This is a genomic window from Rhodococcus sp. GB-02 (assembly GCF_053470465.1).
The window spans coordinates 382,083-403,651 of sequence record NZ_JBPUKE010000004.1 but is presented as its reverse complement, the minus strand read 5'-3'; the positions used below and the strand labels follow the sequence as shown (position 1 = coordinate 403,651).

At 63.0% G+C, this 21,569-nt stretch carries 22 protein-coding genes; 11 read left to right on the top strand and 11 right to left on the bottom strand.

Annotation, left to right across the window (positions count from 1 at the left end):
• Nucleotides 1-50 precede the first annotated feature (50 nt).
• On the bottom strand, nucleotides 51-1,412 hold the full coding sequence (locus ACSW29_RS26655; RefSeq protein ID WP_448278709.1) for an NAD(P)-binding domain-containing protein: 1,362 nt from the start codon (nucleotides 1,410-1,412) through the stop codon (nucleotides 51-53).
• A 98-nt stretch (nucleotides 1,413-1,510) separates the two neighbouring features.
• Between ACSW29_RS26655 and ACSW29_RS26650 the strand changes: the two genes are divergently transcribed.
• From ACSW29_RS26650 to ACSW29_RS26635, 4 genes are all read left to right on the top strand, one after another.
• Entirely contained in the window at nucleotides 1,511-2,395 is an 885-nt protein-coding gene (locus ACSW29_RS26650; protein ID WP_448278708.1) for a helix-turn-helix domain-containing GNAT family N-acetyltransferase, read from the top strand.
• A 68-nt stretch (nucleotides 2,396-2,463) separates the two neighbouring features.
• The gene (locus tag ACSW29_RS26645; protein WP_230813486.1) at nucleotides 2,464-2,850 is read left to right on the top strand and encodes an ArsR/SmtB family transcription factor; all 387 of its coding nucleotides are present in this window, start codon (nucleotides 2,464-2,466) and stop codon (nucleotides 2,848-2,850) included.
• A complete protein-coding gene (arsB, locus tag ACSW29_RS26640) occupies nucleotides 2,847-3,950 on the top strand; it encodes an ACR3 family arsenite efflux transporter (RefSeq protein ID WP_448278707.1) in 1,104 nt (367 codons plus the stop codon). Before ACSW29_RS26645 ends, arsB begins: the two co-directional genes overlap by 4 nt.
• Nucleotides 3,947-4,360 carry an arsenate reductase ArsC gene (locus ACSW29_RS26635; protein WP_448278706.1) on the top strand — a complete coding sequence of 138 codons (414 nt, stop codon included), beginning with the start codon at nucleotides 3,947-3,949 and terminating at the stop codon, nucleotides 4,358-4,360. Before arsB ends, ACSW29_RS26635 begins: the two co-directional genes overlap by 4 nt.
• A 21-nt stretch (nucleotides 4,361-4,381) precedes the next feature.
• On the opposite strand, the gene ACSW29_RS26630 is transcribed toward ACSW29_RS26635, so the two are convergent.
• The 3 genes from ACSW29_RS26630 to ACSW29_RS26620 are packed head-to-tail and all read right to left on the bottom strand — an operon-like array spanning nucleotide 4,382 to nucleotide 7,145.
• Nucleotides 4,382-4,513 (bottom strand): hypothetical protein, encoded by a 132-nt coding sequence (locus ACSW29_RS26630; RefSeq protein WP_256922339.1) that lies wholly within the window; start codon nucleotides 4,511-4,513, stop codon nucleotides 4,382-4,384.
• Nucleotides 4,510-5,100 carry a TetR/AcrR family transcriptional regulator gene (locus ACSW29_RS26625; protein ID WP_448278705.1) on the bottom strand — a complete coding sequence of 197 codons (591 nt, stop codon included), beginning with the start codon at nucleotides 5,098-5,100 and terminating at the stop codon, nucleotides 4,510-4,512. Before ACSW29_RS26625 ends, ACSW29_RS26630 begins: the two co-directional genes overlap by 4 nt.
• 41 nt (nucleotides 5,101-5,141) lie before the next feature.
• On the bottom strand, nucleotides 5,142-7,145 hold the full coding sequence (locus tag ACSW29_RS26620; RefSeq protein ID WP_448278704.1) for an MFS transporter: 2,004 nt from the start codon (nucleotides 7,143-7,145) through the stop codon (nucleotides 5,142-5,144).
• Nucleotides 7,146-7,340: 195 nt separating this feature from the next.
• On the opposite strand from ACSW29_RS26620, the gene ACSW29_RS26615 reads away from it, so the two are divergent.
• The 3 genes from ACSW29_RS26615 to ACSW29_RS26605 are packed head-to-tail and all read left to right on the top strand — an operon-like array spanning nucleotide 7,341 to nucleotide 8,630.
• Entirely contained in the window at nucleotides 7,341-7,535 is a 195-nt protein-coding gene (locus ACSW29_RS26615; RefSeq protein WP_230813481.1) for a DUF1918 domain-containing protein, read from the top strand.
• A 57-nt stretch (nucleotides 7,536-7,592) separates the two neighbouring features.
• A complete protein-coding gene (locus ACSW29_RS26610; RefSeq protein WP_448278703.1) occupies nucleotides 7,593-8,216 on the top strand; it encodes a TetR/AcrR family transcriptional regulator in 624 nt (207 codons plus the stop codon).
• Between the two features lie 57 nt (nucleotides 8,217-8,273).
• A complete protein-coding gene (locus ACSW29_RS26605) occupies nucleotides 8,274-8,630 on the top strand; it encodes a PLDc N-terminal domain-containing protein (RefSeq protein WP_448278702.1) in 357 nt (118 codons plus the stop codon).
• 1 nt (nucleotide 8,631) lies between these two features.
• Here ACSW29_RS26605 and ACSW29_RS26600 read toward each other — a convergent pair whose 3' ends face one another.
• A complete protein-coding gene (locus ACSW29_RS26600; protein ID WP_448278701.1) occupies nucleotides 8,632-9,522 on the bottom strand; it encodes a LysR family transcriptional regulator in 891 nt (296 codons plus the stop codon).
• Between the two features lie 83 nt (nucleotides 9,523-9,605).
• Here ACSW29_RS26600 and ACSW29_RS26595 point away from each other — a divergent pair, with 83 nt between their 5' ends.
• The gene (locus ACSW29_RS26595; protein ID WP_448278700.1) at nucleotides 9,606-10,502 is read left to right on the top strand and encodes an EamA family transporter; all 897 of its coding nucleotides are present in this window, start codon (nucleotides 9,606-9,608) and stop codon (nucleotides 10,500-10,502) included.
• Between the two features lie 19 nt (nucleotides 10,503-10,521).
• Here ACSW29_RS26595 and ACSW29_RS26590 read toward each other — a convergent pair whose 3' ends face one another.
• On the bottom strand, nucleotides 10,522-11,115 hold the full coding sequence (locus ACSW29_RS26590) for a TetR/AcrR family transcriptional regulator (RefSeq protein WP_448278699.1): 594 nt from the start codon (nucleotides 11,113-11,115) through the stop codon (nucleotides 10,522-10,524).
• Between the two features lie 55 nt (nucleotides 11,116-11,170).
• Here ACSW29_RS26590 and ACSW29_RS26585 point away from each other — a divergent pair, with 55 nt between their 5' ends.
• The gene (locus ACSW29_RS26585; protein WP_448278698.1) at nucleotides 11,171-11,617 is read left to right on the top strand and encodes a PaaI family thioesterase; all 447 of its coding nucleotides are present in this window, start codon (nucleotides 11,171-11,173) and stop codon (nucleotides 11,615-11,617) included.
• Here the strand turns inward: ACSW29_RS26585 and ACSW29_RS26580 are convergent.
• The 5 genes from ACSW29_RS26580 to ACSW29_RS26560 all read right to left on the bottom strand — a co-directional run bounded on the left by ACSW29_RS26580 (nucleotide 11,607) and on the right by ACSW29_RS26560 (nucleotide 19,579).
• Nucleotides 11,607-12,536, bottom strand: coding sequence for an NADP-dependent oxidoreductase (locus ACSW29_RS26580; RefSeq protein WP_448278697.1), 930 nt, complete (start codon nucleotides 12,534-12,536; stop codon nucleotides 11,607-11,609). The two genes, ACSW29_RS26585 and ACSW29_RS26580, sit on opposite strands and share 11 nt — an antisense overlap.
• Before the next feature lie 66 nt (nucleotides 12,537-12,602).
• A complete protein-coding gene (locus tag ACSW29_RS26575) occupies nucleotides 12,603-13,415 on the bottom strand; it encodes a mycofactocin-coupled SDR family oxidoreductase (RefSeq protein ID WP_347873000.1) in 813 nt (270 codons plus the stop codon).
• A 94-nt stretch (nucleotides 13,416-13,509) separates the two neighbouring features.
• Nucleotides 13,510-15,876: a malto-oligosyltrehalose synthase gene (treY, locus tag ACSW29_RS26570; RefSeq protein ID WP_448278696.1), complete on the bottom strand. Its 2,367-nt coding sequence runs from the start codon at nucleotides 15,874-15,876 to the stop codon at nucleotides 13,510-13,512.
• A gap of 13 nt (nucleotides 15,877-15,889) precedes the next feature.
• Nucleotides 15,890-18,229, bottom strand: coding sequence for a glycogen debranching protein GlgX (glgX, locus tag ACSW29_RS26565; protein ID WP_448278695.1), 2,340 nt, complete (start codon nucleotides 18,227-18,229; stop codon nucleotides 15,890-15,892).
• A gap of 57 nt (nucleotides 18,230-18,286) precedes the next feature.
• Nucleotides 18,287-19,579 (bottom strand): adenosylmethionine--8-amino-7-oxononanoate transaminase, encoded by a 1,293-nt coding sequence (locus tag ACSW29_RS26560; RefSeq protein WP_448278694.1) that lies wholly within the window; start codon nucleotides 19,577-19,579, stop codon nucleotides 18,287-18,289.
• Nucleotides 19,580-19,617: 38 nt separating this feature from the next.
• Here ACSW29_RS26560 and ACSW29_RS26555 point away from each other — a divergent pair, with 38 nt between their 5' ends.
• Entirely contained in the window at nucleotides 19,618-20,763 is a 1,146-nt protein-coding gene (locus ACSW29_RS26555) for an 8-amino-7-oxononanoate synthase (protein WP_317826393.1), read from the top strand.
• Nucleotides 20,760-21,443 carry a dethiobiotin synthase gene (gene bioD, locus ACSW29_RS26550; RefSeq protein ID WP_347872996.1) on the top strand — a complete coding sequence of 228 codons (684 nt, stop codon included), beginning with the start codon at nucleotides 20,760-20,762 and terminating at the stop codon, nucleotides 21,441-21,443. The genes ACSW29_RS26555 and bioD overlap by 4 nt, the downstream gene beginning before the upstream one ends.
• Nucleotides 21,444-21,569: the final 126 nt, after the last annotated feature.

Sequence of the window (21,569 nt, the reverse complement as noted above, 5' to 3'; positions counted from 1 at the left end):
GGTCGGATGCGGCAGCCTGGCGGGGCGGGATCGGTCGTCATGGACGGTTTCTATCCGCAGGTGTTGCCGGACGGTGCGGACAGCGTGATCAGTTCCGGAGCGGGTGCGCCGCAGCATCCGCCTTCGGCTTCCCCGGTGTCACCTTCGTCCGTGTCAGCTTCGTCGAAAATACCTGCACCGCCGCAGACTCCGGTCTCCGGAAGGATCAACTCGACCCGGGCTGCGGCGTCGTGGTCACCGGCGAGTTCGGCGGCGATGCTGCGAACCTGCTCGTAGCCGGTCATCGCCAGGAAGGTGGGCGCGCGGCCGTAGCTTTTCATTCCTGCCAGGTACACGCCCGGCTCCGGATGGCGAAGCTCTTTTGCGCCATGTGGATACACCGTGCCGCACGAGTGGATGTTCGGGTCGATCAGCGGAGCCAGCTCCACCGGTGCCTGCAACACCGGGTCGAGGCCGAGTCGGATTTCCGAAAGCCAGGACAGATCCGGGCGGAACCCGGTCAGCGTGACGACGTTGTCCACGTTCTCGATGCGCTCACCGGCATCGGAGGCAAGTAGAAGTTGTCCCGAGGGGGTTGTCGACACCTCAGCTGTGCGGAAACCGGTGACCACTCTCAGCAATCCGTCATCGACGGCCTTCTTCGCGCGTAGTCCCAGGGCGCCGCGAGCGGGCAGTTCGTCAGCTTCGCCGCCGCCGAACGCTGAGCCGACGTTTCCTCGGCGGACCGCCCAGGTGATGCGTGTGCTCGGAGCCTGCTCCGCCAACCCCGACAGGGCAACGATCGCCGTCAGCGCAGAGTGGCCGCTCCCTGCGATGACCGTGTGTTTTCCGGCGAACTGTGCGCGCACCGCCGGATCGTCGAGATCCGGAACCCGGTACCTGATCGCAGATTCAGCAGCGCTTTCGCCGAGGGCGGGTAGTCCTTCACCGCCGAGCGGGTTGGGAGTACCCCAGGTGCCGGATGCGTCGACAACCGCCTGGGCGAAGACGCGGTCCTCGGTTCCGTCACGGCGGCGCAGATGAATCGAGAGGGGTTCGGTATCGCGACCGGCGTCGACGACACGGTCACGCCCGCGCCGGGCTACGCCGATCACTTCGGTGTCGAACTGGACGGCGTCGCCGAGTGCTGAGGCGAGTGGCCCGAGGTAGAGGTCGCGCCATTGCCGGCCGGTCGGGTACGTCTCGGCGTCGGGAGAGCTCCATCCATTCTGTTCGAGGAGTCGCTGCGCGGCGGGGGAGACGAGTTCGGACCACCGGGAGAACAGTCGGACGTGATTCCACTCGGAAATCGCAGTACCGGCGGCGGCTCCCCGCTCGAGTACGAGGGGGGTGAGTCCACGTTCGCGCAGTTCTGCTGCGGCCGCCAGGCCGATCGGGCCGGCCCCGATCACGACGACGGGTAGGGGGTCCATTGTCCGTTCCTTTCATCGACACTTATCGATCTACCGTCGAACTGTATCGACAGTCATCAATGTAAGCAACCATCGACAGCTGTCGATATAGTGGACGGATGGCATCGCTGCAGACTCCGACGGTGCGCGTCGGTGATTCGGGCCAGGATCGGGTTGTTTCTTCCGTGCTCGCGCAGGGCGATGCCGATGCCTACGCGCAGTGGTTCGCGTGCCTTGCCGAACCGATGCGTGTTCGACTGCTTCACCGGGTGGCGAGCGCGTCCAGCGGAATTACCGTCGGTGCGCTCGCGGGGTCGTTGGGGATCGGGCAGCCGACGGTGTCACATCACCTGCGCAAGCTCGCCGATGTGGGTTTTGTGACCATGCGTAAGGAAGGGACAAGCACAGTCGTCGCGATGAATCCGACGTGCTGCGTCGCTCTACCGCAGGCGGCGGACGTGGTGATGGGGGTGCTTGCGCCGCGCCCGTGCTGCCCGAGTGATCTGCCGGACGATGTCACTGTCCGGGCGATGGCCGACGACGACTGGGGTGCGGTTCTACGGATTTACGGCGAGGGCATCGACACTCGAAACGCCACCTTTGCCACCGAGGTTCCCGCGCGTGAGCATCTCCAGGAGCGGTGGCTGTCGCAGCACCGGTGGGTGGCGACTATCGAGGGTGTTGTTGTCGGTTGGGCTGCGTTGAGTCCGGTTTCCGAGCGTGACTGCTACCGCGGGGTGGCGGAAAACTCCGTGTACGTCGCGGACGGAATGCGTGGTCGGGGTGTCGGAAAAGCGTTGTTGCGCAAGCAAGTCATGGCCGCCGATGTCGACGATCTCTGGACACTGCAGACGTCGATATTTCCCGAGAATCGCGCCTCCATCTCACTTCATCATTCGGCCGGGTTCAGAACTGTCGGTCTCCGCGAAAAGATTGCCCAGCTCGACGGTGTCTGGCGTGACACCGTTCTGCTCGAACGACGTGCGGTGACCGTCTCCGATTGAGAGACCTGGATCGGATGGCCGCGCGCCGCTCGATTGCGCGTTGATTCGAGTTCTGTCAATATCGAAGTATGTCGAATCAAGTTGTGGTGGAGACCGGCGCTTGCTGCTCCCCGCTGGTGCGTGAGCCGTTGACCGAGGATTGGGCCGGTGACCTGTCTCGGATGTTCAAGGCCCTCGGTGATCCGGTTCGCCTCCGTCTGTTGAGCTTGGTGGCCAGCCATGAGGGTGGGGAGGCCTGCGTCTGCGACATCTCGGATACGTTCGACCTGTCCCAGCCGACGATTTCGCATCATCTCAAGGTGTTGCGTCAGGCCGGTTTGCTCGACTGTGAACGTCGCGGCACCTGGGTGTACTACTGGGTGATTCCTGCTGCACTGCAGCAGCTCTCGGCTGTGCTCCTGGTTGAAGGCTCGATCGTGACCGCAGTGGACGCGTGCGCGGAGGTCACCGCATGAGCAACACCGCTGCGACCACCGAACACCGCGCAGTGGTCGGAAAACTCTCCACCCTCGATCGCTATCTGGCGGTCTGGATCGGGGTGGCCATGGTCGTCGGCCTGCTGGTCGGGCGCTGGATTCCCGGTGTGAACACTGCCCTGGAGAAGGTGCAGATCGACGGCATCTCACTGCCGATCGCCCTCGGTCTGTTGATCATGATGTACCCGGTGTTGGCGAAGGTCCGCTACGACCGCCTCGACACGGTCACCGGGGACAAGAAACTCCTCGCGGGCTCGCTGTTCCTGAACTGGGTTCTGGGCCCGGCGTTGATGTTCGCCCTCGCCTGGTTGTTTCTGTCTGACCTGCCGGAATACCGAACCGGTTTGATCATCGTCGGTCTCGCTCGCTGCATCGCGATGGTGATCATCTGGAACGACCTGGCCTGCGGAGATCGCGAAGCTGCCGCGGTGCTGGTCGCCATCAACTCGGTGTTCCAGGTGGTCATGTTCGCGGTGCTCGGTTGGTTCTACCTCTCGGTCCTGCCCGGGTGGCTCGGCCTCGAACAGACCACTATCGACACTTCGCCTTGGCAGATCGCGAAATCGGTCCTGATCTTCCTCGGTATCCCGTTGCTGGCAGGTTTTTTGTCCCGTTTCTTCGGTGAACGCGTCAAAGGCCGCGACTGGTACGACACCACGTTCATCCCCACGATCAGTCCCTGGGCGCTCTACGGTCTGCTGTTCACCATCGTCGTGCTCTTCTCGATGCAGGGCGAACAGATCACCTCGCAGCCTTGGGATGTCGTCCGGATCGCGTTGCCGCTGCTGGTGTACTTCGCACTGATGTGGGGCGGTGGCTACATCCTCGGTGCCGCAATCGGATTGGGCTACGAACGCACCACCACGCTCGCGTTCACCGCTGCGGGTAACAACTTCGAACTCGCGATCGCCGTAGCCATCGCTACTTACGGCGCCACCTCGGGGCAAGCCTTGGCTGGTGTTGTCGGCCCGTTGATCGAGGTGCCGGTGCTGATCGGTCTGGTGTATGTCTCCCTTGCTCTGCGTAAACGCTTTGCCGTCAAAGACGTTTCATCCAGTCGGGAAAGAGCGGGTTCATGAGCAAATCATCGGTGTTGTTCGTCTGCGTCCACAATGCCGGCCGATCTCAGATGGCTGCCGGTTTCCTGAGTCATCTCGCGGGTGACGCCATCGAGGTCCGTTCCGCTGGGTCTGCACCCGCCGAGATCGTCAATTCCGCTGCAGTTGAAGCGATGGCAGAGCTCGGAATCGACATCTCGGCTCAGTCTCCGAAGATTCTCACCGTCGACGTTGTCCAGGATTCGGATGTCGTGATCACGATGGGCTGCGGTGACACGTGCCCGATTTTTCCCGGCAAGAGCTACCGAGACTGGGTTCTCGACGATCCCGCTGGCCAGGGCATCGATGCGGTCCGCCCGATCCGCGACGAAATCGAGCGACGAGTCCAAGCCTTGATCGCTGAACTCGCTACTTCCGCGAAGTCTCCCTGACCGATCGGCGAATCGACGGGATCATTCGTCTGCTGGCTCGATGTGTTCGGCACCAAGGACCGAGAGTCGGTATTCCTGTGCGTCCTGCTCGGTTTCGAAATCCTTCTCTTCGAGAAGATTTCGATCAGCGTCGAGGTATCGGTAGGTAGTCATCCCTCCACCGTGCCACTGATGTCCGATTCTTGCTCGGAGACAGGGACTGTTTCGTCGACGATCGTTTGCACGAGACTCCCGTAGTGCCGGACCAGATCCTTCGACGGCAACGAGTCCTCACCGAGGAGGTCGAGGGTCCGCATCCCGGTGGCAAGCCCGAGCAGTAGTGAGACAACCAGTTGGCTGCGCACCAGATCGGGCGAGTTGTCGCCGATGCGCCGGGCGATCCCGTGTACGTAGCGTTCCTTGATCTCGGCCCGGGCGGCGTCCGGGTCCGGGGCTTCGTGCACGAGTATGGCGAGCATCGCCCACGGGTCAGTTTCGTCGGCTTCCCTGCGGACGACGAGTTTCTCGACCAGTCTGTAGCCGATGTCACCGGAGGAATCGTCATGCGGCGCCTCGTCCACCGGAGGTGTCGATGGGATCGCTGCCGAATACAACCGAGCTTTGCTCCCACATATCTTCATGACCAGGGCAGGGGAGTAGCCGGCCACTGCAGCGACATCCTTGATCTTCGTCGATGCGTATCCGCGTTCTGCGAAAAGGGTTTTCGCTGCTGTGAGGATGCGGTCCTCGGCAGTACTCATGTCAAGCCTTTCTCACTGCCTGATGCTCGCACGGTGGGTGCTCACACTGGTGTCAAGGGCTCTGCGTCCAGGGGAACGTCGAAGTCGATGACGGTGGACTGCGCGATTACCGCGATCTGCCGCGCCTGTGTGCCGTGTCCGCTCGCGGTCAATGCGGTCAGGATGTATCGACCGGATGTCGGGAGCGCGATTCCATAGTGGCCGGCTCCGTCGGTGACGGTGGATGCGACGAACTCGCCAGTCGGTTTCGTGAGTGTGACGACAGTTCCCGAAGTTGTTTGCCCGTCCACGCCGACCTTGCCGGAGATAGTGAGGCGCTCACCGAGTTCGACGGTGTGCGTCGATTGTGCGCTGTCGAAAGCGATCACCTGCGACCTCGGGGACCAGCCATCGGCACTCGTTACCATCAGGTACCGTCCTGGCTGAGGTAGAGCGAGGGAGAAGTTGCCCTCGTTGTCGGCGCGACTCCAGTCGATCGGTCGGCCCTCCATGTCCATCACGGTGACAACTGCCTGCCGGATCGGTCGACTGTCCGCTCGGACGACACGACCGGCAACCACGATCTCGGTATCGCTCACTGCCGCGTATGGAAGCTCGAATCCCTCCGGCGTCACCGGGCGAAGTGCCGTTTCCGGTTTCGCACCGCGGCGAGGAATGAATGCGGCGGCCGCGGCAGCAGCCACGGCGGCGAGGGCGGCGAGCCAGAAGATGTTCTTGAAAGCATCGATCGACGGAAGGCCCTCGCCGGGTCCGGACGGGATGACCATCGAGGTGAGCATGGCGGCGACCACGGCGCTGGAGATCGAGGTACCGACCGAGCGAAGGAGCGAGTTGAGGCCGTTCGCCGATGCGGTTTCGGTGATCGGGACCGAGCGCATGATCAGCATCGGCATCGCGGAGTAGGCGATCGCAGTTCCGATGCTGACCACCGCCGCACTGATGATGATCAGCGCGATCGAGCCGGTCAGGAACACGCGCGCGATGTAGGCGAGCGCGAGCACCGTGCCGCCGACGATCAAGGTGGTTTTGGCGCCGTATCGTTTGGTGATGTTCGCTGACACGGGAGCGAAGAAGACCATCGCCAGTCCTGCCGGAATCATGCACAGTCCGGCTGCCATCACTCCCAGCTCGAAGCCGTACCCGGAGATCTTCGGCATCTGCAGCTGTTGAGTGGTCGAGAGGTTGTTCGCGTACATCGAGAAGCCCACGAGGATCGAGGCGACGTTGGTCAGTAGAACCGGCCGCTTGGCCGACGTTCGCAAGTCGACCATCGGTTGGGTGACGCGGAGCTCGTAAGGGAACCACAGCGCAAGCGTGACGATCCCGATGACGAACATCAGCAACGTCGGTTCACTGGTCCATCCCCAGCGGGCGCCCTTGGAAATTGCCAGAAGAAGTGCCGCAAGCGAAACCGAGAGCATGACTGCGCCGAGGAAGTCGAACTTGCCACGGGTACGAACACTTGATTCCGGGACTACGACCGCTACCGCGATGATCAGCAGAACGCCCACGATTGCCGAGAGCCAGAAGATGGCCGGCCAGCCGAGATGTTCGAAGATCAACCCCGACAGCGGGAGTCCGAGTGCGGCGCCGACTCCGAGAGTCGCGCTCATCAACGCGGTCGCCGACGCCACCTTCTCCTTGGGGAGTTCGTCGCGCATGATGCTGATTCCGACCGGGATCATCGAAATGGCAAAGCCTTGAAGACCGCGTCCGACAAGTAGGGAAATGAAGTTACCGCCCATCGCTGCGACCAGGGAACCGACCACGATCATCGTCATCGTCATCGAGATCAGCATCATGCGTCGTTTTCCGAACATGTCTGCCAGACGGGAGACGATCGGGGTGGCGACGGCACTGGTCAGCAGGGTGACGGTGACGAGCCAGGACGCGTCGTCAGCGCTGACGCCGAGGATCTTCGGAAACTCGGGCAACAACGGAATGACCATCGTTTGTTGCAGTGCGACCACGGTGCCGGACAGACAGAGGACTGCGGTGATGAGCCGACTCGAACGGCGAGGGGTTGGAGACGAGTGCAATGCCAAGAGACGATCCTTCGCGAGGCGCGGGGTGAACGGTAATTCACCCCAGAGTGAATCACTGTTCACCTCCAATTGTCACGTCGGGTGATTGTGTCTTCACTCACGATCTCGGTGACGCTGTTGGTTTCCTTGCCGGTTTCGCGGGAACAACGACAGTGGTGTTCTGTGCCTGCGCTGGGCGGGCGGCAAGGAGGAGTGATGCGTGCCGAAGTGGGTGACCGCCTTCATGTTCAGGGGCGAGTGGTCGGTCAGTCCGAGGTGACCGCCGAGGTTCTCGAAGTTCACGGCGATGACGGGGGACCGCCGTATCTGGTGAGGTATGACAACGGGCACGAGGCGCTCGTGTTTCCCGGTAGTGACGGTTGGATCGACCACCCCGGAAAAGGCTCTTGATCTGCGCAGTTCTTTCCATGCATGGCTGTTGCATCGAATGCGGCTAGAGTGTGCGCAATGGAGGGCAAACGCCAGTATCACTCCCGCGTGCGCGAGGCCTCTGCGCAGCGAACCCGAGAACTCATTCGTGATGCGGCACAAGCTCTGTTCGTGCGAGACGGGTACGTCAGCGCCACTGTCAAACAGATTGCCGACGCCGCCGGCGTGGCCAATCGGACCGTGTTCACAGCGTTCCCCGGTGGAAAACTCGAGATCTTCGAAGCGGCACTCGCCGAGGCCCTCGATGCTGAGTGGGTTCCTCTCGGCGCGCCGAGTTCGGCCTCGGACCCTGACGACGTTCGGCGGATCGTCTCCCAGATCGTGGCGCAGGGCATCGGGCTGCTCGAACGCGCCGGCGCGCTCATGATGGTCACAGTGGAATCCTCCGGTGCCGATTCCGATATGCGTCGTCTGTCCGAGGAATCAGCCGAGCAATCGGCAGTCAACGCGATGTCGATAGCGGAGGGCCTGTCGGAACACGGTTTGCTGAGGCCGGAGATTTCGCTCGAGAAGGCCGCCGGAATCCTTGCCGCCTTCGTCTCGCCTCAGCTTCACCAGCAATTGCGTCGTGTCAGCGGTTGGGACGTCGACGCGTATCGAACGTGGCTCGAGTTCAACATTCGTCAGAATCTAATGTACTAATCGGTCTGTTTTAGCTAGCATGGCGAGGGTTTTTTATACTCGGGAGGAATCGCCAGCGTGCCCTATGCCTTGTTCGGCCTCATTACGATGCTGCTCTGGATCTTTTGCATCGTCGACGCCATCACGAGAGACGACGCCTGTATCCAATACCTACCCAAGGTTGTCTGGATTCTGATCATCATCTTCCTTCCCACGTTGGGGTCGGTGCTGTGGCTGGTGGTCGGTCGCGGGCAGAACGCACCGCGTGGGTACGTCGGCCCAACCGGTTACGGCGAATACGAGCGTCCGGGACGCGCGGTTGCCCAGGATCCCGCGGCGGACGAAGCCTTCCTGCGTCAGTGCCGCGAGCGTGCGGAAGAGCAGCGTCGAATTGCCATGCAGCAGCGCCGCGACGGCGACGCTGATCGGATGTGAGTTATCGGTAGGCCGTGAGTCGATCCAGTACGAGCCGAAGCGGCGGCCACGACGATCGGCCGCGACGCGTCACCGCATACGCGGTGAGGATGACAGGCGGATCTGTCAGCGGCACGACGCGTACGCCGTCGCGGGTCTTGCGTTCGAGCGGCATCAGCCCCACGCCGTAACCACTGAGGATCAAGAGTTCGACCAAGTCGAGACTGTCGATCTGGTGCGTGATCCGAGGGGTGAACCCGGCCAGCGACGCGAGAGTGCGGACGGCTCGCTCGTCTGCGGTGTTTCGTGAGTTCACTATCCACGGTGTGTCTGCGAAGGCGCGGAGATCGATCTCGGATCTCCCGGACTCCTCGGGAGTATTCGCGTTGTCGGGAACGCACAGTCCCCACGGCGTCGACCAGAGCGGAATTGCCTCGAGTAGAGGGCTTGGCGACGCGGGGGCGAGGTTGTAGTCGTAGGTCAGTGCGAGGTCGAGGTCGTCGCGCTCGAGGAGTGCAAAAGCCTCGACTGGTTCGTATTCGCAGATCACCACATCCACCTGCGGATGACTTCGCTGCAGGCTTTGTGCGACGGGGAGCATCGCCGTTCTGATGGCAGTCGCGAATCCGCCGACTCGCAGAGTCCCCACCGGTTCTGCGTCCGGATCGAGGTCCAGCCGAGCGGCGTCGAGAGCCGCCAGGATCGTGACGGCATGATCGGCAAGTCGTTGTCCGGCAGGCGTGAGGCGAACGCGTCGGCCTTCCGGCTCGATCAACACGGTGCCGGTTTCCGTAGTCAGGGCCGCGAGCTGTTGGGACACCGTTGACGTCGTGAGGTTGTGAGCTTCGGCGACGGCGCGCATCGAACCAAGACGCGAGAGTTCGAGGAGGAGGTGGAGTCGACGGGTTTCCATCCCTTGATCATTCACTAATCGTGAACATTATGTGGCTCAAAATCGCGTGGACACGAACGGTTGGCCTCCCGTTCAATGCAGCTATGGATACGAAAGCGCGAGCCGGCGTCGGCCTGGCTGTTCTGGCGATGTTGTGCGTGCAGCTCGGGCTCGCCGTGTCGGTGGGCCTGATCGATCAGCTCGGCGCAGACGGAGCAGCGTGGGTCCGACTCGCCTGGGCAGGCATCATTCTTCTGATCATTGTCAGACCCCGGCCGTCTGCGTTCACCCGCAAGGCGTTTCTGGCCTGCGTGGTTCTCGGTGTGGTCACCGCCGGGATGACGCTCCTGTTCATGGCGGCTGTGGAGCGCCTTCCGCTGGGAACGGCAAGCGCGTTGGAGTTCTTGGGTCCGCTGACAGTTGCATTGCTGCGGGGGCGTGGCCGCGTTCTGTGGCCGGTTCTGGCCGGCGCCGGAGTAGTGCTTCTGACCGAGCCGTGGGCGGGCACGGTCGACCTGGTCGGCGTGGCTTATGCACTCGGTGCCGCACTCTGCTGGGCGATGTACATTCTGCTCACCCAGCGTGTCGGCGACGAGGTTGCCGGTATCAACGGGCTGGCGGTGTCGATGGCGGTTGCCGGACTGGCAGCGACAATTGCGGTGGGGCAGTCCGCCGTTGGGCGACTGACCCCGCACCTGATTCTCGTGGGACTCGGGCTCGCGATTTTGCTGCCCGTCGTCCCCTTCGCCTTGGAGATGGTCTCGTTGCGCAGGCTCTCCACGGCGGCGTTCGGCACGCTGATGAGTCTCGAGCCTGCGTTCGCTCAGCTCATCGGTTTGGTTGTGCTGCATCAGGTACCGAGCATTCTGGCTGTGGCCGGTATCGCTTGCGTCGTCGTCGCCGGTGTCGGCGCGGCCCGAGGTGGTGCTCGAGGTGGGGCCGAGAAGTCCGCGGACCCACCCTCCGATTCCGAGCGAACGTACCTTTCGGCGCCTTCATGAGACCGAGAGTGCCGTTCGCTCAGGTCGCGTTCGCTGCCGCGATCGCGCCATCGAACAAGTCGGCGACTTCGCCGAGGGAGTCGAGAATCGGCTGACCTGATTGTTCGACGCGAGCCCGAACCAGCGAACCCTCGAGCGCGGACACCGCAAGGACGGCAAGTCGTTCCGCTCGCGTACGTGCGATGCCGGACACGACCAGTGAGTCGCGCAGTAGCGAAGTCCACTGTCGGTAGACCGCCTGTCCGGCGGCTGTCACGCTCTCCGAATCTGGGGCAAGTTCCAACAACACCGTCGTGATCGGCGAGCCTTCGTGGAAGTCCGAATCGCTGACCCATCCGGTGAGCAACCGCGCGTATTCGCGCAGCAGCGATCCGGCGTCTGATTGGCTCTCGGCGAGTTCGGTCAGAGTGTCGGTGACCAACTGCCCGCCGACGCGGACGACTTCTTCGCCGATTTGCTCTTTGCCGCCGGGAAAGTAGTGGTAGAGCGAACCTTTCGGCGCCCCGCTCGACTTGAGGATCTCGTTGAGTCCTGTTGCCGCATATCCCTGGCGGCGAAACAGATCGGCCGCAGCTCGTACAAGTGCGTCGCGGTGTTTCGGGGGAGTTGCCACGAGTTGGAGCTTAAACACCCCAGTGATCCACCACAATCTATGTAGACTGGTCTACATGGAAAATTCTGAAATGCTCGAACAGTTGCGCGCGGTCAACGCGTCGGCGGCCTTCAACCGTTGGGCTGGGTTCGAAGTCACGGAGGCAGAACCGGGTCATGTGCGTCTGAGGCTCGAGTGGCGTGAGGATTTGGGCCAGTACGCGGGACACTTGCACGCCGCGCTCGTGGCGGGGCTAGTCGACACCGCGTGCGGATTCGCTGCCTTCACACAGGTGGGCGTAGTGGCGGCATCCAACTGTGCGGTCAACTTCGTGAGCCCAGGAGTCGGAACCGCATTCGTCGCCACGGCGCGCTCGGTCAAGGCCGGGCGTAAGCAGGTGTTCGTCACTGCCGAGGTACATGCCGAACGCGAAGGCGAATCCGTGCTCGTCGCGTTCGGCACCACTCTGTTGGTTCCACTCGCCGCTCAGTCTCAGGGAACCCCAGGCAAAGTCAGGGAATGAGGATGAACTTCCCGGCGGGATGAGAACTCTGTAACTCGGTGTGAGCGAGCGCGACGTCCGTCAGTGGGAAGGTCTTGGCGATCTTCACGATGAGGTGTCCGGATCCGGCTTGTTCGACCAATTCGGATCGCGCCTTCAACCGGGCTTCGGCGCTCGCCGGATTACCGCCGCCTACGGAAGCGAAGCCGTCGGTCTGAGCTCGCCCGAACGCGACGATGGTGACGATGCGACTCTTGTCGGTGACCAAAGCCAAAGATGTATCGACGGCTTCGTCCGTTCCGGCGGTGTCGAAAGCGGCGTCGACACCGTTCGGTGCGAGTTCACGAACACGCGCTTCGAGGCCGTCGCCGTAGAGCACCGGCGTGGCGCCGAGCGAGCGCACGTAGTCCTGATTCGATGCTCCCGCAGTGCCGATCACGGTGGCTCCGCGTGCTGCGGCGAGCTGAACCGCTATAGCGCCGACGCCGCCGGACGCGCCGTGGATGAGGAGGGTATCGCCGGAGCCGACTCGAATGGTGTCGAGGGCATCGACTGCAGTTCCGCCGACGAGAAGGAGGCCGGCCGCCTGTTCCCAGCTGATGCCGGCGGGCTTCGCGGTGACCGAGGAGACCGGCACAACTACCTGTTCGGCGTACAGACCGTTGCCAGGGCTGACGATCACCTCGTCGCCGACGGCTACGTCGGTGACACCGTCGCCGACGGCCGAGACGACACCCGCTGCCTCGCCGCCGAGGCGGATCGGAAGCTTCTCGGGGTCGGTGCCGAATGCGCCGCTGTAGAGCTTGAAGTCGAAGGGGTTCACGCCGATCGCTTTGACATCGACCAGGACTTCTCCTGACTCAGGCGAGGGTGAATCCACGTCAACCAGCTTCAGGACCTCGGGCGTTCCGTATGTCTGCGCTACAACAGTTTTGGTCATGTGTCGCGCAACCGTCCTCGGGGAAGCGATATTCCCCGAGGACGGGACAAATTCGAGAAGATTCGATCAGCGGATCAGCGTTCCCAGATCCAGTGGCATGGCGATCCCCGTGATGTGGTGGGCTTCGTCGGAACCGAGGAACGCTACGGCGGCTGCAATGTCCTCGGGCTGGCTGACGGGATCGGGCAAGGTTTGCATGAAGATCGGGCCGAGCGTGTGAGCGTTTGCGTCGATGAGTGGCCTCATGTCGCTCATCTGCATGCCGGTTTCCACGCCGTGAGGGTGAATGGTGTTGACCCGAATGTTGTACTGCCCCAATTCCGAGGCCATCGTCTTCGCCAGGCCGGTGATGCCGTGTTTGCTCGCGACGTAGTGGCCGAGGAAGGGGAGCCCGCGCAGGCCTGCCACGGAACTGGTGAAGATGATCGAGCCGCCGGTGCCCTGTTCGATCAGGTGCGGGATTGCTGCCTTTGCGGTGTGGAAGACGCCGGTCAGGTTGACGTCGAGCGTTTCCTGCCACTGCTCGGGCGTGATTTCCCACGACATGTTGGCAGAGCAGATTCCGGCGTTCGCGACGACGACGTCGAGGCGCCCCAATTCGTTGATGCCGGCTTCGAGCGCCGCGGACAGAGCAGCGAAGTCGCGGACGTCTGTCTTGGTGGCGACAACTCGACGGTCCAGTGCCTTGACCAGTTCTACGGTTTCGGCAAGGTCGTCTTCGGTGGCGCCGGCATACGAGGTGGATTCGAACTGAACACATGCATCGACGGCGATGATGTCTGCGCCCTCTTCTGCCAGGCGGACCGCTTCAGCGCGCCCCTGACCGCGGGCTGCCCCGGTGATGAAGGCGACTTTCCCGGTGAATCGACTGGCAGTCATGCTCAAACCTCCGAATAGTGGTGACAATCTGCTCTTCGGAAGTTAGCGCGACGAAGTTCTTTTCGGGCGTGAATGTCCAGTCAGCGGAAATCGCTTAGCGCGCTCTGGTCAACAGCACACAGGGCCCGGCGTCGAAAATGTCCCGCGCATCCGCGGACGTGACGGGCCGTCCGCTCAGTGCGTCGACCCAGTCGCCATCGGGAAGGTCGATCCGAGTATCTCGCCAACCATGCGCCGAGAGTCCGAGCGAATGCCGCGTCGCCAGAGCAACGACTCTGGCCGATTCGCCGACGGGGCCGCGCGAGAACCCGACCAGATGGCCGGACGCGGAACCTGAAGCGAAGATCGGCCGGTACTCACCGCGCTCGAACCACGAGGGATTCTCGCGCCGCAACGTCAGCGCCGTGCGAACGAGGCGCAACTTTGCGGCTCCCGTCGCGTCGATCGTCGCGGCGTCGGCTTCGAGGAGTGATCGCCTCGCTCCGTAGTCGACCAGGCGCCGGTTGTCCGGATCGACCAACGAGTCCTCCCACAGCTCAGTGCCCTGATAGACGTCGGGAACGCCAGGCCCGAGGAGTTGGAGCAGCTTTTGGCCCAGGGAGTCCGACCAGCCGTGACGAGCGATCCGGCCGACGAACTCGCTGACCGAATCACCGACCGGACCGTCGATCACCTCGTCGATCCACCTGTGCACGTCCGATTCGAAGTCGACGTCCGGATCGTTCCAGGAAGTCTTTGCGCCGGATTCGCGGACAGCCTTCTCTGCATAGGCGTGTATACGCTCGCGCAGCTCGGGAACCGAGGCCGCCGAACGCCCGTCGGCCGGCCAAACACCGATGATGTTCTGCCACAAGAACAATCCGGTCAGTGGATCAGGGCTGGGGCAGACGCCTTCCCATTCGCGAATCAGCCGGGACCACAGGGTCGGCACTTGGGACAGAACACCGATCCGCGCCCGCACGTCCTCGCCGCGTTTGGTGTCGTGAGTGGACAGACTCGTCATCGCGCGCGGCCACAGCTTCGCTCGGTCCGCGTTGTGGAGATGGAATTCGGCGACGGAGACGGCAAGTGATGCCGGGTTGCCGCCGACTTCCTGACGTGAGACCAGTCGCGCCGTCCGATAGAAGAGTCGATCTTCGACGGACTTCGCCATGACGGCGCCGCACACCTGCTGGAAGCGAACGGCCGCTTCACCGCCGTTCACCAGTGACTGCGCCAGCACGTTGAACGCCGCTTCATGCCCAGGAGCCAGTTCGTGCATGTCGCCGACGATGCGAGCGGCTAAACCGGCAAGGGGACTGTAGTCGGATCGATATACCGGCATCCGGGCGATCGCGACGACGACTGCGTCGTTCAGTTCGGTCTCACTGCAACGACTTCCGGTTTCGCGTCGGATTGCGCGCACGAGCCTGCGAACCTCGGGTGCCAGGTCACCGCGCCCGGTGTCGCGTTTGAACTGACGTTCGGTGTGATGCAACCACGTACTGTCCCCGTCGGCGCCGGTCAGATCTGCCGAGAGTTCGGTCAGTTCGAGTTCGGCGGCGGGATCGACGAAAATGCCGCCCAGCTGATTGAGGGCGTCGTATCCGGTGGTGCCGTCGATCGGGAGCAGCGGATCGAGTGGCTCAGTGTGGCCGAGGATCTTTTCGATCACGAGCCACTGATCTGGTCCGATCAGTTCTCGCAGGCGCCCGAGATATTCCGCCGGATTTGCAAGTCCGTCCGGGTGATCGATGCGAACGCCGTCGATCAGTCCTTCGTCGACCCACGACTTCACTTGCCGATGGCAGAGTTCGAAGACTTGGGGGTCCTCCTGGCGCAGCGCAGCGAGTTCGTTGACGGCAAAGAACCGTCGGTAGTTGATGATTCCGGCGTTCCACGGTACGAGTCGGTACGACTGCCTGGCGTGGATCTCCTGTGGAGATCCGAGTTCGGTGCCGGCCGCGACGGGGAAGCGGTGCTCGTAGAACGCGAGAAGTGTTTCCTCACCGTCTTTCTCGACGGTCAGTGCGTCGAGATCGTCCGGGCTGCCCAGTACCGGGAGCGAGACCTTGCCCTCGGCGCCGTTGGCTCCGTTGTCGTCGACCCAGTCGATGTCGAAGAAGTCTGCGTACTCCGACGACCGTCCGTGCGTGAGAACGTCCCACCACCAGGCATTTTCGCGAGGTTTGGCGACGCCGACATGGTTTGGGACCAGATCGACGATCAGGCCCATCCCACGTGATCGAACCGCGTGCGAGAGCTCCACCAACGCCTCGCGGCCACCAAGTCCCTCGGACACGGTTGTCGGATCGGTGACGTCGTAGCCGTGCGTCGACCCGGACGTCGCAGTGAGGATGGGGGAGAGATAGAGATGCGAGACCCCCAACGCCTCGAAGTAGTCCACCAGTGCGGCCGCATCACGAAGGGTGAACGCGTCCGGGCGCAACTGCAGTCGGTAGGTGCTGGTTATCTGGGCCATGTGCACGTCTCCCTCAAGCGGTTCTGCGGAGTACCGTCAATGCTCGCGCTTTTACATCCAATGTTGTTCCGGCCTTGATCACGGTATCGCTCTCACCGGTGGGGACCGACGTGTCGAGTACGACGGTCCACTCCGACGCGTAGTCCGCGTTGGGGGTGGAGAATTCGAGATCTTCGTAGTGGGCGTTGAAGCAGAGAAGGAACGAATCTCCGGTGACGCGCTCGCCACGGTAGTTCGGTTCCGGGATCGCGTCACCGTTGAGAAAGACAGCCAACGACTTGCCGAAACCGCTGTCCCAGTCGGCCGGAGTCATTTCTTCGCCAGACGGCGTGAGCCAGGCGATGTCGCGACTCTGATCACCACTTCGAATAGGTCGACCTTCGAAGAATCGACGACGCCGGAAGACGGGGTTCTTGGCGCGCAAGGCAATTGCACGCTTGGTGAACTCGACGAGGTCCGCGTTGGTTTCCGCGAGAGTCCAATCCATCCAGGACAGTTCCGAATCCTGGCAGTAGACGTTGTTGTTGCCCTGCTGAGTTCGGCCCATCTCGTCGCCGTGAGCGAGCATCGGGGTGCCTTGGCTGAGCATCAGCGTTGCGAGAATGTTTCGGCTCTGGCGTCCACGCAGTTCGAGAATCTCCGGGTCGTCGGTGGGGCCTTCGACGCCGCAGTTCCACGATCGGTTGTGCGATTCGCCGTCGTTGTTGTTCTCACCGTTGGCTTCGTTGTGCTTCTCGTTGTACGAGACGAGGTCGTGCAGGGTGAAACCGTCGTGAGCGATGACAAAATTGATGCTCGCGCCAGGGCGACGTCCGGTGGCCTCGTAGAGATCGGAGGATCCGGTGAGGCGGGAAGCGAACTCGCCCAGCGTTGCCGGCTCACCGCGCCAGTAGTCGCGGACGGTATCGCGGTACTTGCCGTTCCATTCGGTCCACAGGCCTGGGAAGTTGCCGACCTGATAACCGCCTTCGCCGACGTCCCACGGTTCGGCGATCAGTTTCACCTGACTGACGATCGGATCCTGTTGCACCAGATCGAAGAAGGCGGAAAGGCGGTCCACGTCGTGCAGTTCACGGGCGAGTGTGGAGGCCAGGTCGAAGCGGAAACCGTCGACATGCATTTCGGTGACCCAGTACCGCAGCGAGTCCATGATTAGTTGCAGCGTATGCGGATGACGGGCGTTGAGGCTGTTGCCCGTTCCGGTGTAGTCCATGTAGTGCTCTTCGTCGCCGTCGACCAGGCGGTAGTAGGCAGCATTGTCGATGCCGCGGAAGCTGATGGTCGGCCCCATGTGGTTGCCCTCGGCGGTGTGGTTGTAGACCACGTCGAGGATCACTTCGATACCCGCCTGGTGGAAGCTACGCACCATGGCCTTGAATTCCGCGACGGCAGCATCGGGTTTTGCTGCCGAGGAGTAATCGGTATGAGGCGCGAGGAAGCCGAAGGTGTTGTAACCCCAGTAGTTTCGCAGTCCCTGGTCGAGCAGCACCTGGTCGTGCATGAACTGGTGGACCGGCATCAGTTCGATCGCCGTGACACCCAGATTGGTGAGGTGCTCGATGATCACCGGATGCGCGAGTCCGGCGTAGGTGCCGCGCAACTCCTCCGGAACTCCGGGGTGCGTCGCGGTCATGCCCTTGACGTGCGCTTCGTAGATGACCGTCTCGTGGTACGGGCGCTTCGGCGAGTGGTCGGACGCCCAGTCGAAGAAGGGATTGATGACGACGGTCGACATCGTGTGGCCGAGCGAATCATGTTGGGGGAAAGGGATGGTGGCGGGTTCGTCGACGAATGGTTCTGGGTCGAAGGGTTCGGGCTCGAGGATCTCGTCCGATTCCTGATCGCTCGTGGGCGACTCGTCTTCGAGGACCACCTCGCCCGATTCGGCTTCCGAACTCGTCTCGTCGGTCGCGTCTACCGGCTCCACTGCAGGAGTGTCGTCGTCTCCCGAAGGTTCGGGATCGCCTGCCGACTCGACGTCGTACGAGAACAGTGAACGGTCTCCGTCGAAGTCTCCGTCGAATGCTTTTCCGTACGGGTCCAGCAACAGTTTGCTCGGATCGCACCGCAGGCCTGCCGCCGGATCGTACGGCCCGTGCACGCGGTAGCCGTATCGCTGGCCGGGGGATACGGACGGAAGGTACGCATGCCAGACGTAACCGTCGACCTCGTCCATCCTGATGCGGGTTTCGGTTCCGTCCTTGGCGATCAGGCACAGTTCCACGGCTTCGGCGACCTCGGAGAAGAGCGAGAAATTGGTCCCCGCGCCGTCGTAGGTTGCACCGAGTGGGTACGCACTGCCAGGCCATACCGGGATGGGAGTGGCTGAGGGCGCGCTCGGCGGTTGATCCATGAATCAGACCCTATCGGGTGCAGCCGATCGAATCTTGTCGACTGTCTACGCCGCTGATCACCGTTTTGCCTGGCTGCGGGCGGTTGCAAGCATTCCGGCTGTGATCTGTTCCACCTCTGCCTCCGAGCAGAGGTAAGGCGGCATCGCGTAGACGAGGTTTCGGAACGGTCGTAGCCAGACGCCGGCGTCGACGGCTGCATCGGTCGCGCTCTGCATGTCGACCGGCTGTTCGAGTTCGATCACTCCGATTCCGCCTTTGACGCGGACATCGACGACCCCGGGAATGGTGACGCCTTCGGCGAGGCCACGAGCGAGACCATGTTCGAGGGCAGCGACGTCACGCCGCCAGTCCATCGCGAGCAGGAGTTCGGTCGACGCGACCGCGACGGCGCACGCGAGTGGATTGCCCATGAAGGTGGGGCCGTGCATCAGCCCGCCGCCGTCACCGGCGGTGATGGTCTCCGCTATCTCCGTGGTGCACAGCGTTGCCGCCAGGCTCATGTACCCGCCGGTCAGTGCTTTGCCGACGCACATGACGTCGGGAGTGACGCCGGCGTGATCGGCGGCGAACAGTTCTCCGGTGCGTCCGAATCCGGTGGCTATCTCGTCGAAGACCAAGAGGACTTGGTATTTGTCGCAGAGGTTACGTAGGTCGATCAGGTATGCGGGGTCGTGGAAGCGCATTCCGCCGGCGCCTTGGACTACCGGTTCGACGATCACCGCGGCCAGCTCGTCGTGATGCTCGGCCAACAGCGCTTCCAACTCCTGTACGTACTCGGGGAGGTAGTCCGCCGGGGGTGTCTGGGCGAAGACCTGAGGGCGAAGGACGTCGGTCCAGAGAGAGTGCATGCCGCCGTCGGGATCGCAGACGCTCATGGGGGTGAAGGTGTCGCCGTGATATCCGCCGCGCCAGGTCATCAAGCGATTTTTCGACGGCTTTCCGAGGCTCCGCCAGTACTGCAGGCACATCTTGACTGCGACTTCGACGGCCACCGAACCGGAATCGGAGAGGAACACCTTGTCGAGGTGATGTGGTGTGATGTCGACGAGCATTCGCCCGAGGCGAGCGGCGGGTTCGTGCGTCAGTCCGCCGAACATGACATGGCTCATCTTGCCCAGCTGCCGCGCGGCGGCGGCGTCGAGCACGGGATTGCGGTAGCCGTGAATGGCAGCCCACCACGAGCTCATCCCGTCGACCAATCGGCGGCCGTCGGAGAGCGTCAGGGTAGCCCCCTGGGCAGAGTCGACGATCAGCGGACGAGTCGACGCGGGAAACGATCCGTACGGATGCCAGAGGACATCGGCATCGATGGCGGAGACGTCATGAGGATCAAGTCCGGTTGTGAGCACGGATGCACCCTAACCATTGAGTTGAACGGTGTTCAAGTATGGTCGGAAAAGTGAACACCTCGCTGAATTGGCTCACTGCCGTCGAAGCGGATCGTAGGGCCGCTGGACTGCGCCGCGAACTCCGTCCGCGCACGGTCGACTCCCCGCTGATCGACCTGGCGTCGAACGACTACCTCGGACTGGTGCGGCACCCTGACGTGATCGAGGGCGCTACGGAGGCTCTGCGCCGTTGGGGCGCAGGCGCCACTGGTTCGCGTCTGGTCACCGGAACCACCACCGAACACGAACTGCTCGAAGTCGAACTGGCGGAGTTCGTCGGGGCGGACTCCGGTCTCGTGTTCTCCTCCGGATACACCGCCAATCTCGGCGCGGTGACGGCCCTCTCGGGGCCCGGGTCGTTGATCGTCTCCGACGCAGGATCACATGCCTCGCTCGTGGACGCCTGCCGACTGTCACGCGCGCGGATAGCCGTTGCCCCGCATTCGGACGTGAACTTTCTCGCCGACACGCTGCGCACCAGATCCGAAGAGCGAGCGCTGGTCGTCACCGATTCGGTCTTCAGTGCCGACGGAGATCTCGCTCCGCTGCGGGAGATACATCAGGTGTGCCGCGAACACGGCGCGATTCTGCTGGTCGACGAGGCGCACGGCATCGGTGTGCGCGGTGCCGGTGGACGCGGACTCGTTCACGAGTCGGGCTTGGCCGGTGAACCCGACGTCGTCGTGACGGCGACGTTGTCGAAGTCGCTCGCCAGCCAGGGCGGAGTTGTACTTGGCGACAACAAGATCCGCGCGCATCTCATCGACGCGGCAAGAACGTTCATCTTCGACACCGGTCTCGCACCGGCTGCCGTCGGCGCGGCCAGGGCTGCACTCGCCGTCCTCCAGCGTGAGCCGACGCGAGCGCTCGACGTCCTGGCCCGGGCGTCCGAACTCGCCGACGTCACCGGGGCCCCATCGCCTGAATCTGCCGTCGTCTCGGTCGTTCTCGGTGATCCGCAACGGGCGTTCGATGCCGCGTCGGCGTGCCGAGACCAGGGGCTGCACGTCGGATGTTTCCGGCCACCGTCGGTACCGGAAGGAACGTCGCGCTTGCGCCTGACTGCACGAGCAACGCTGTCCGCTGCCGAAATGGAGCAGATCTCACTCGTACTGCGCGAAGTATTGGCAGGTGCCCGCGCATGAGCATTCTCGTAGTGACCGGAACGTCGACCGACGTGGGGAAAACAGTGGTGACGGCAGCACTGGCCTCGGTAGCCCTGCAGTCGGGTAAGTCGGTCGCTGTGCTCAAACCGGCGCAGACCGGCGTCGACGTGGACGGTGCGGGTGATCTGGCCGAGATCGAGCGTCTGACCGGTGGCGGTGTGACACTGGTCGAGTTGGCGCGGTATCCCGAACCTTTGGCACCCGATACTGCTGCGCGCAGAAGTGGTCTCCCGTTGTTGGCGCTCGACGACGTGGTCCGGGTCGCTTCCGACCTGGACGCAACTCAAGACCTGACTCTGATCGAAGGCGCCGGCGGCTTGCTGGTCCGGTTGGGGACAGACGGGTTCACCGCGCGTGATCTTGCCGCGGCTTTGTCAGCCCCGGTCTTGCTGGTGGTTGCCTCCGGCCTGGGCACGCTCAATCACACTGCTCTGACAGTGGAAGCGCTCGGGGCATCCGGCGTGGACTGCGCCGGGTTGGTGATCGGTTCGTGGCCACAGGAACCGGACCTGGCCGAGAGGTGTAATCGCGAGGATCTGGTCTCGGTCAGCGGCGTCCCCCTTGTCGCAGCAATGCCGGCCGGTAGCGGCAGCGCGAGTGCCCGAGAGTTTGCTCAGACAGCTTGGTCTGCGCTCGGCAAGTCTCATTTGGCCAACTAGAGCCGTAACATCCGATTTGTCTGCATCGATAGCCAAGGCACAGCGGGGCGCCTTGATTTCGGCGCCCCTCGCGTACGAATCCGGTCGGTATATTTCGGCCGGCGTCTTGGGCGACCCAGAGTCTTG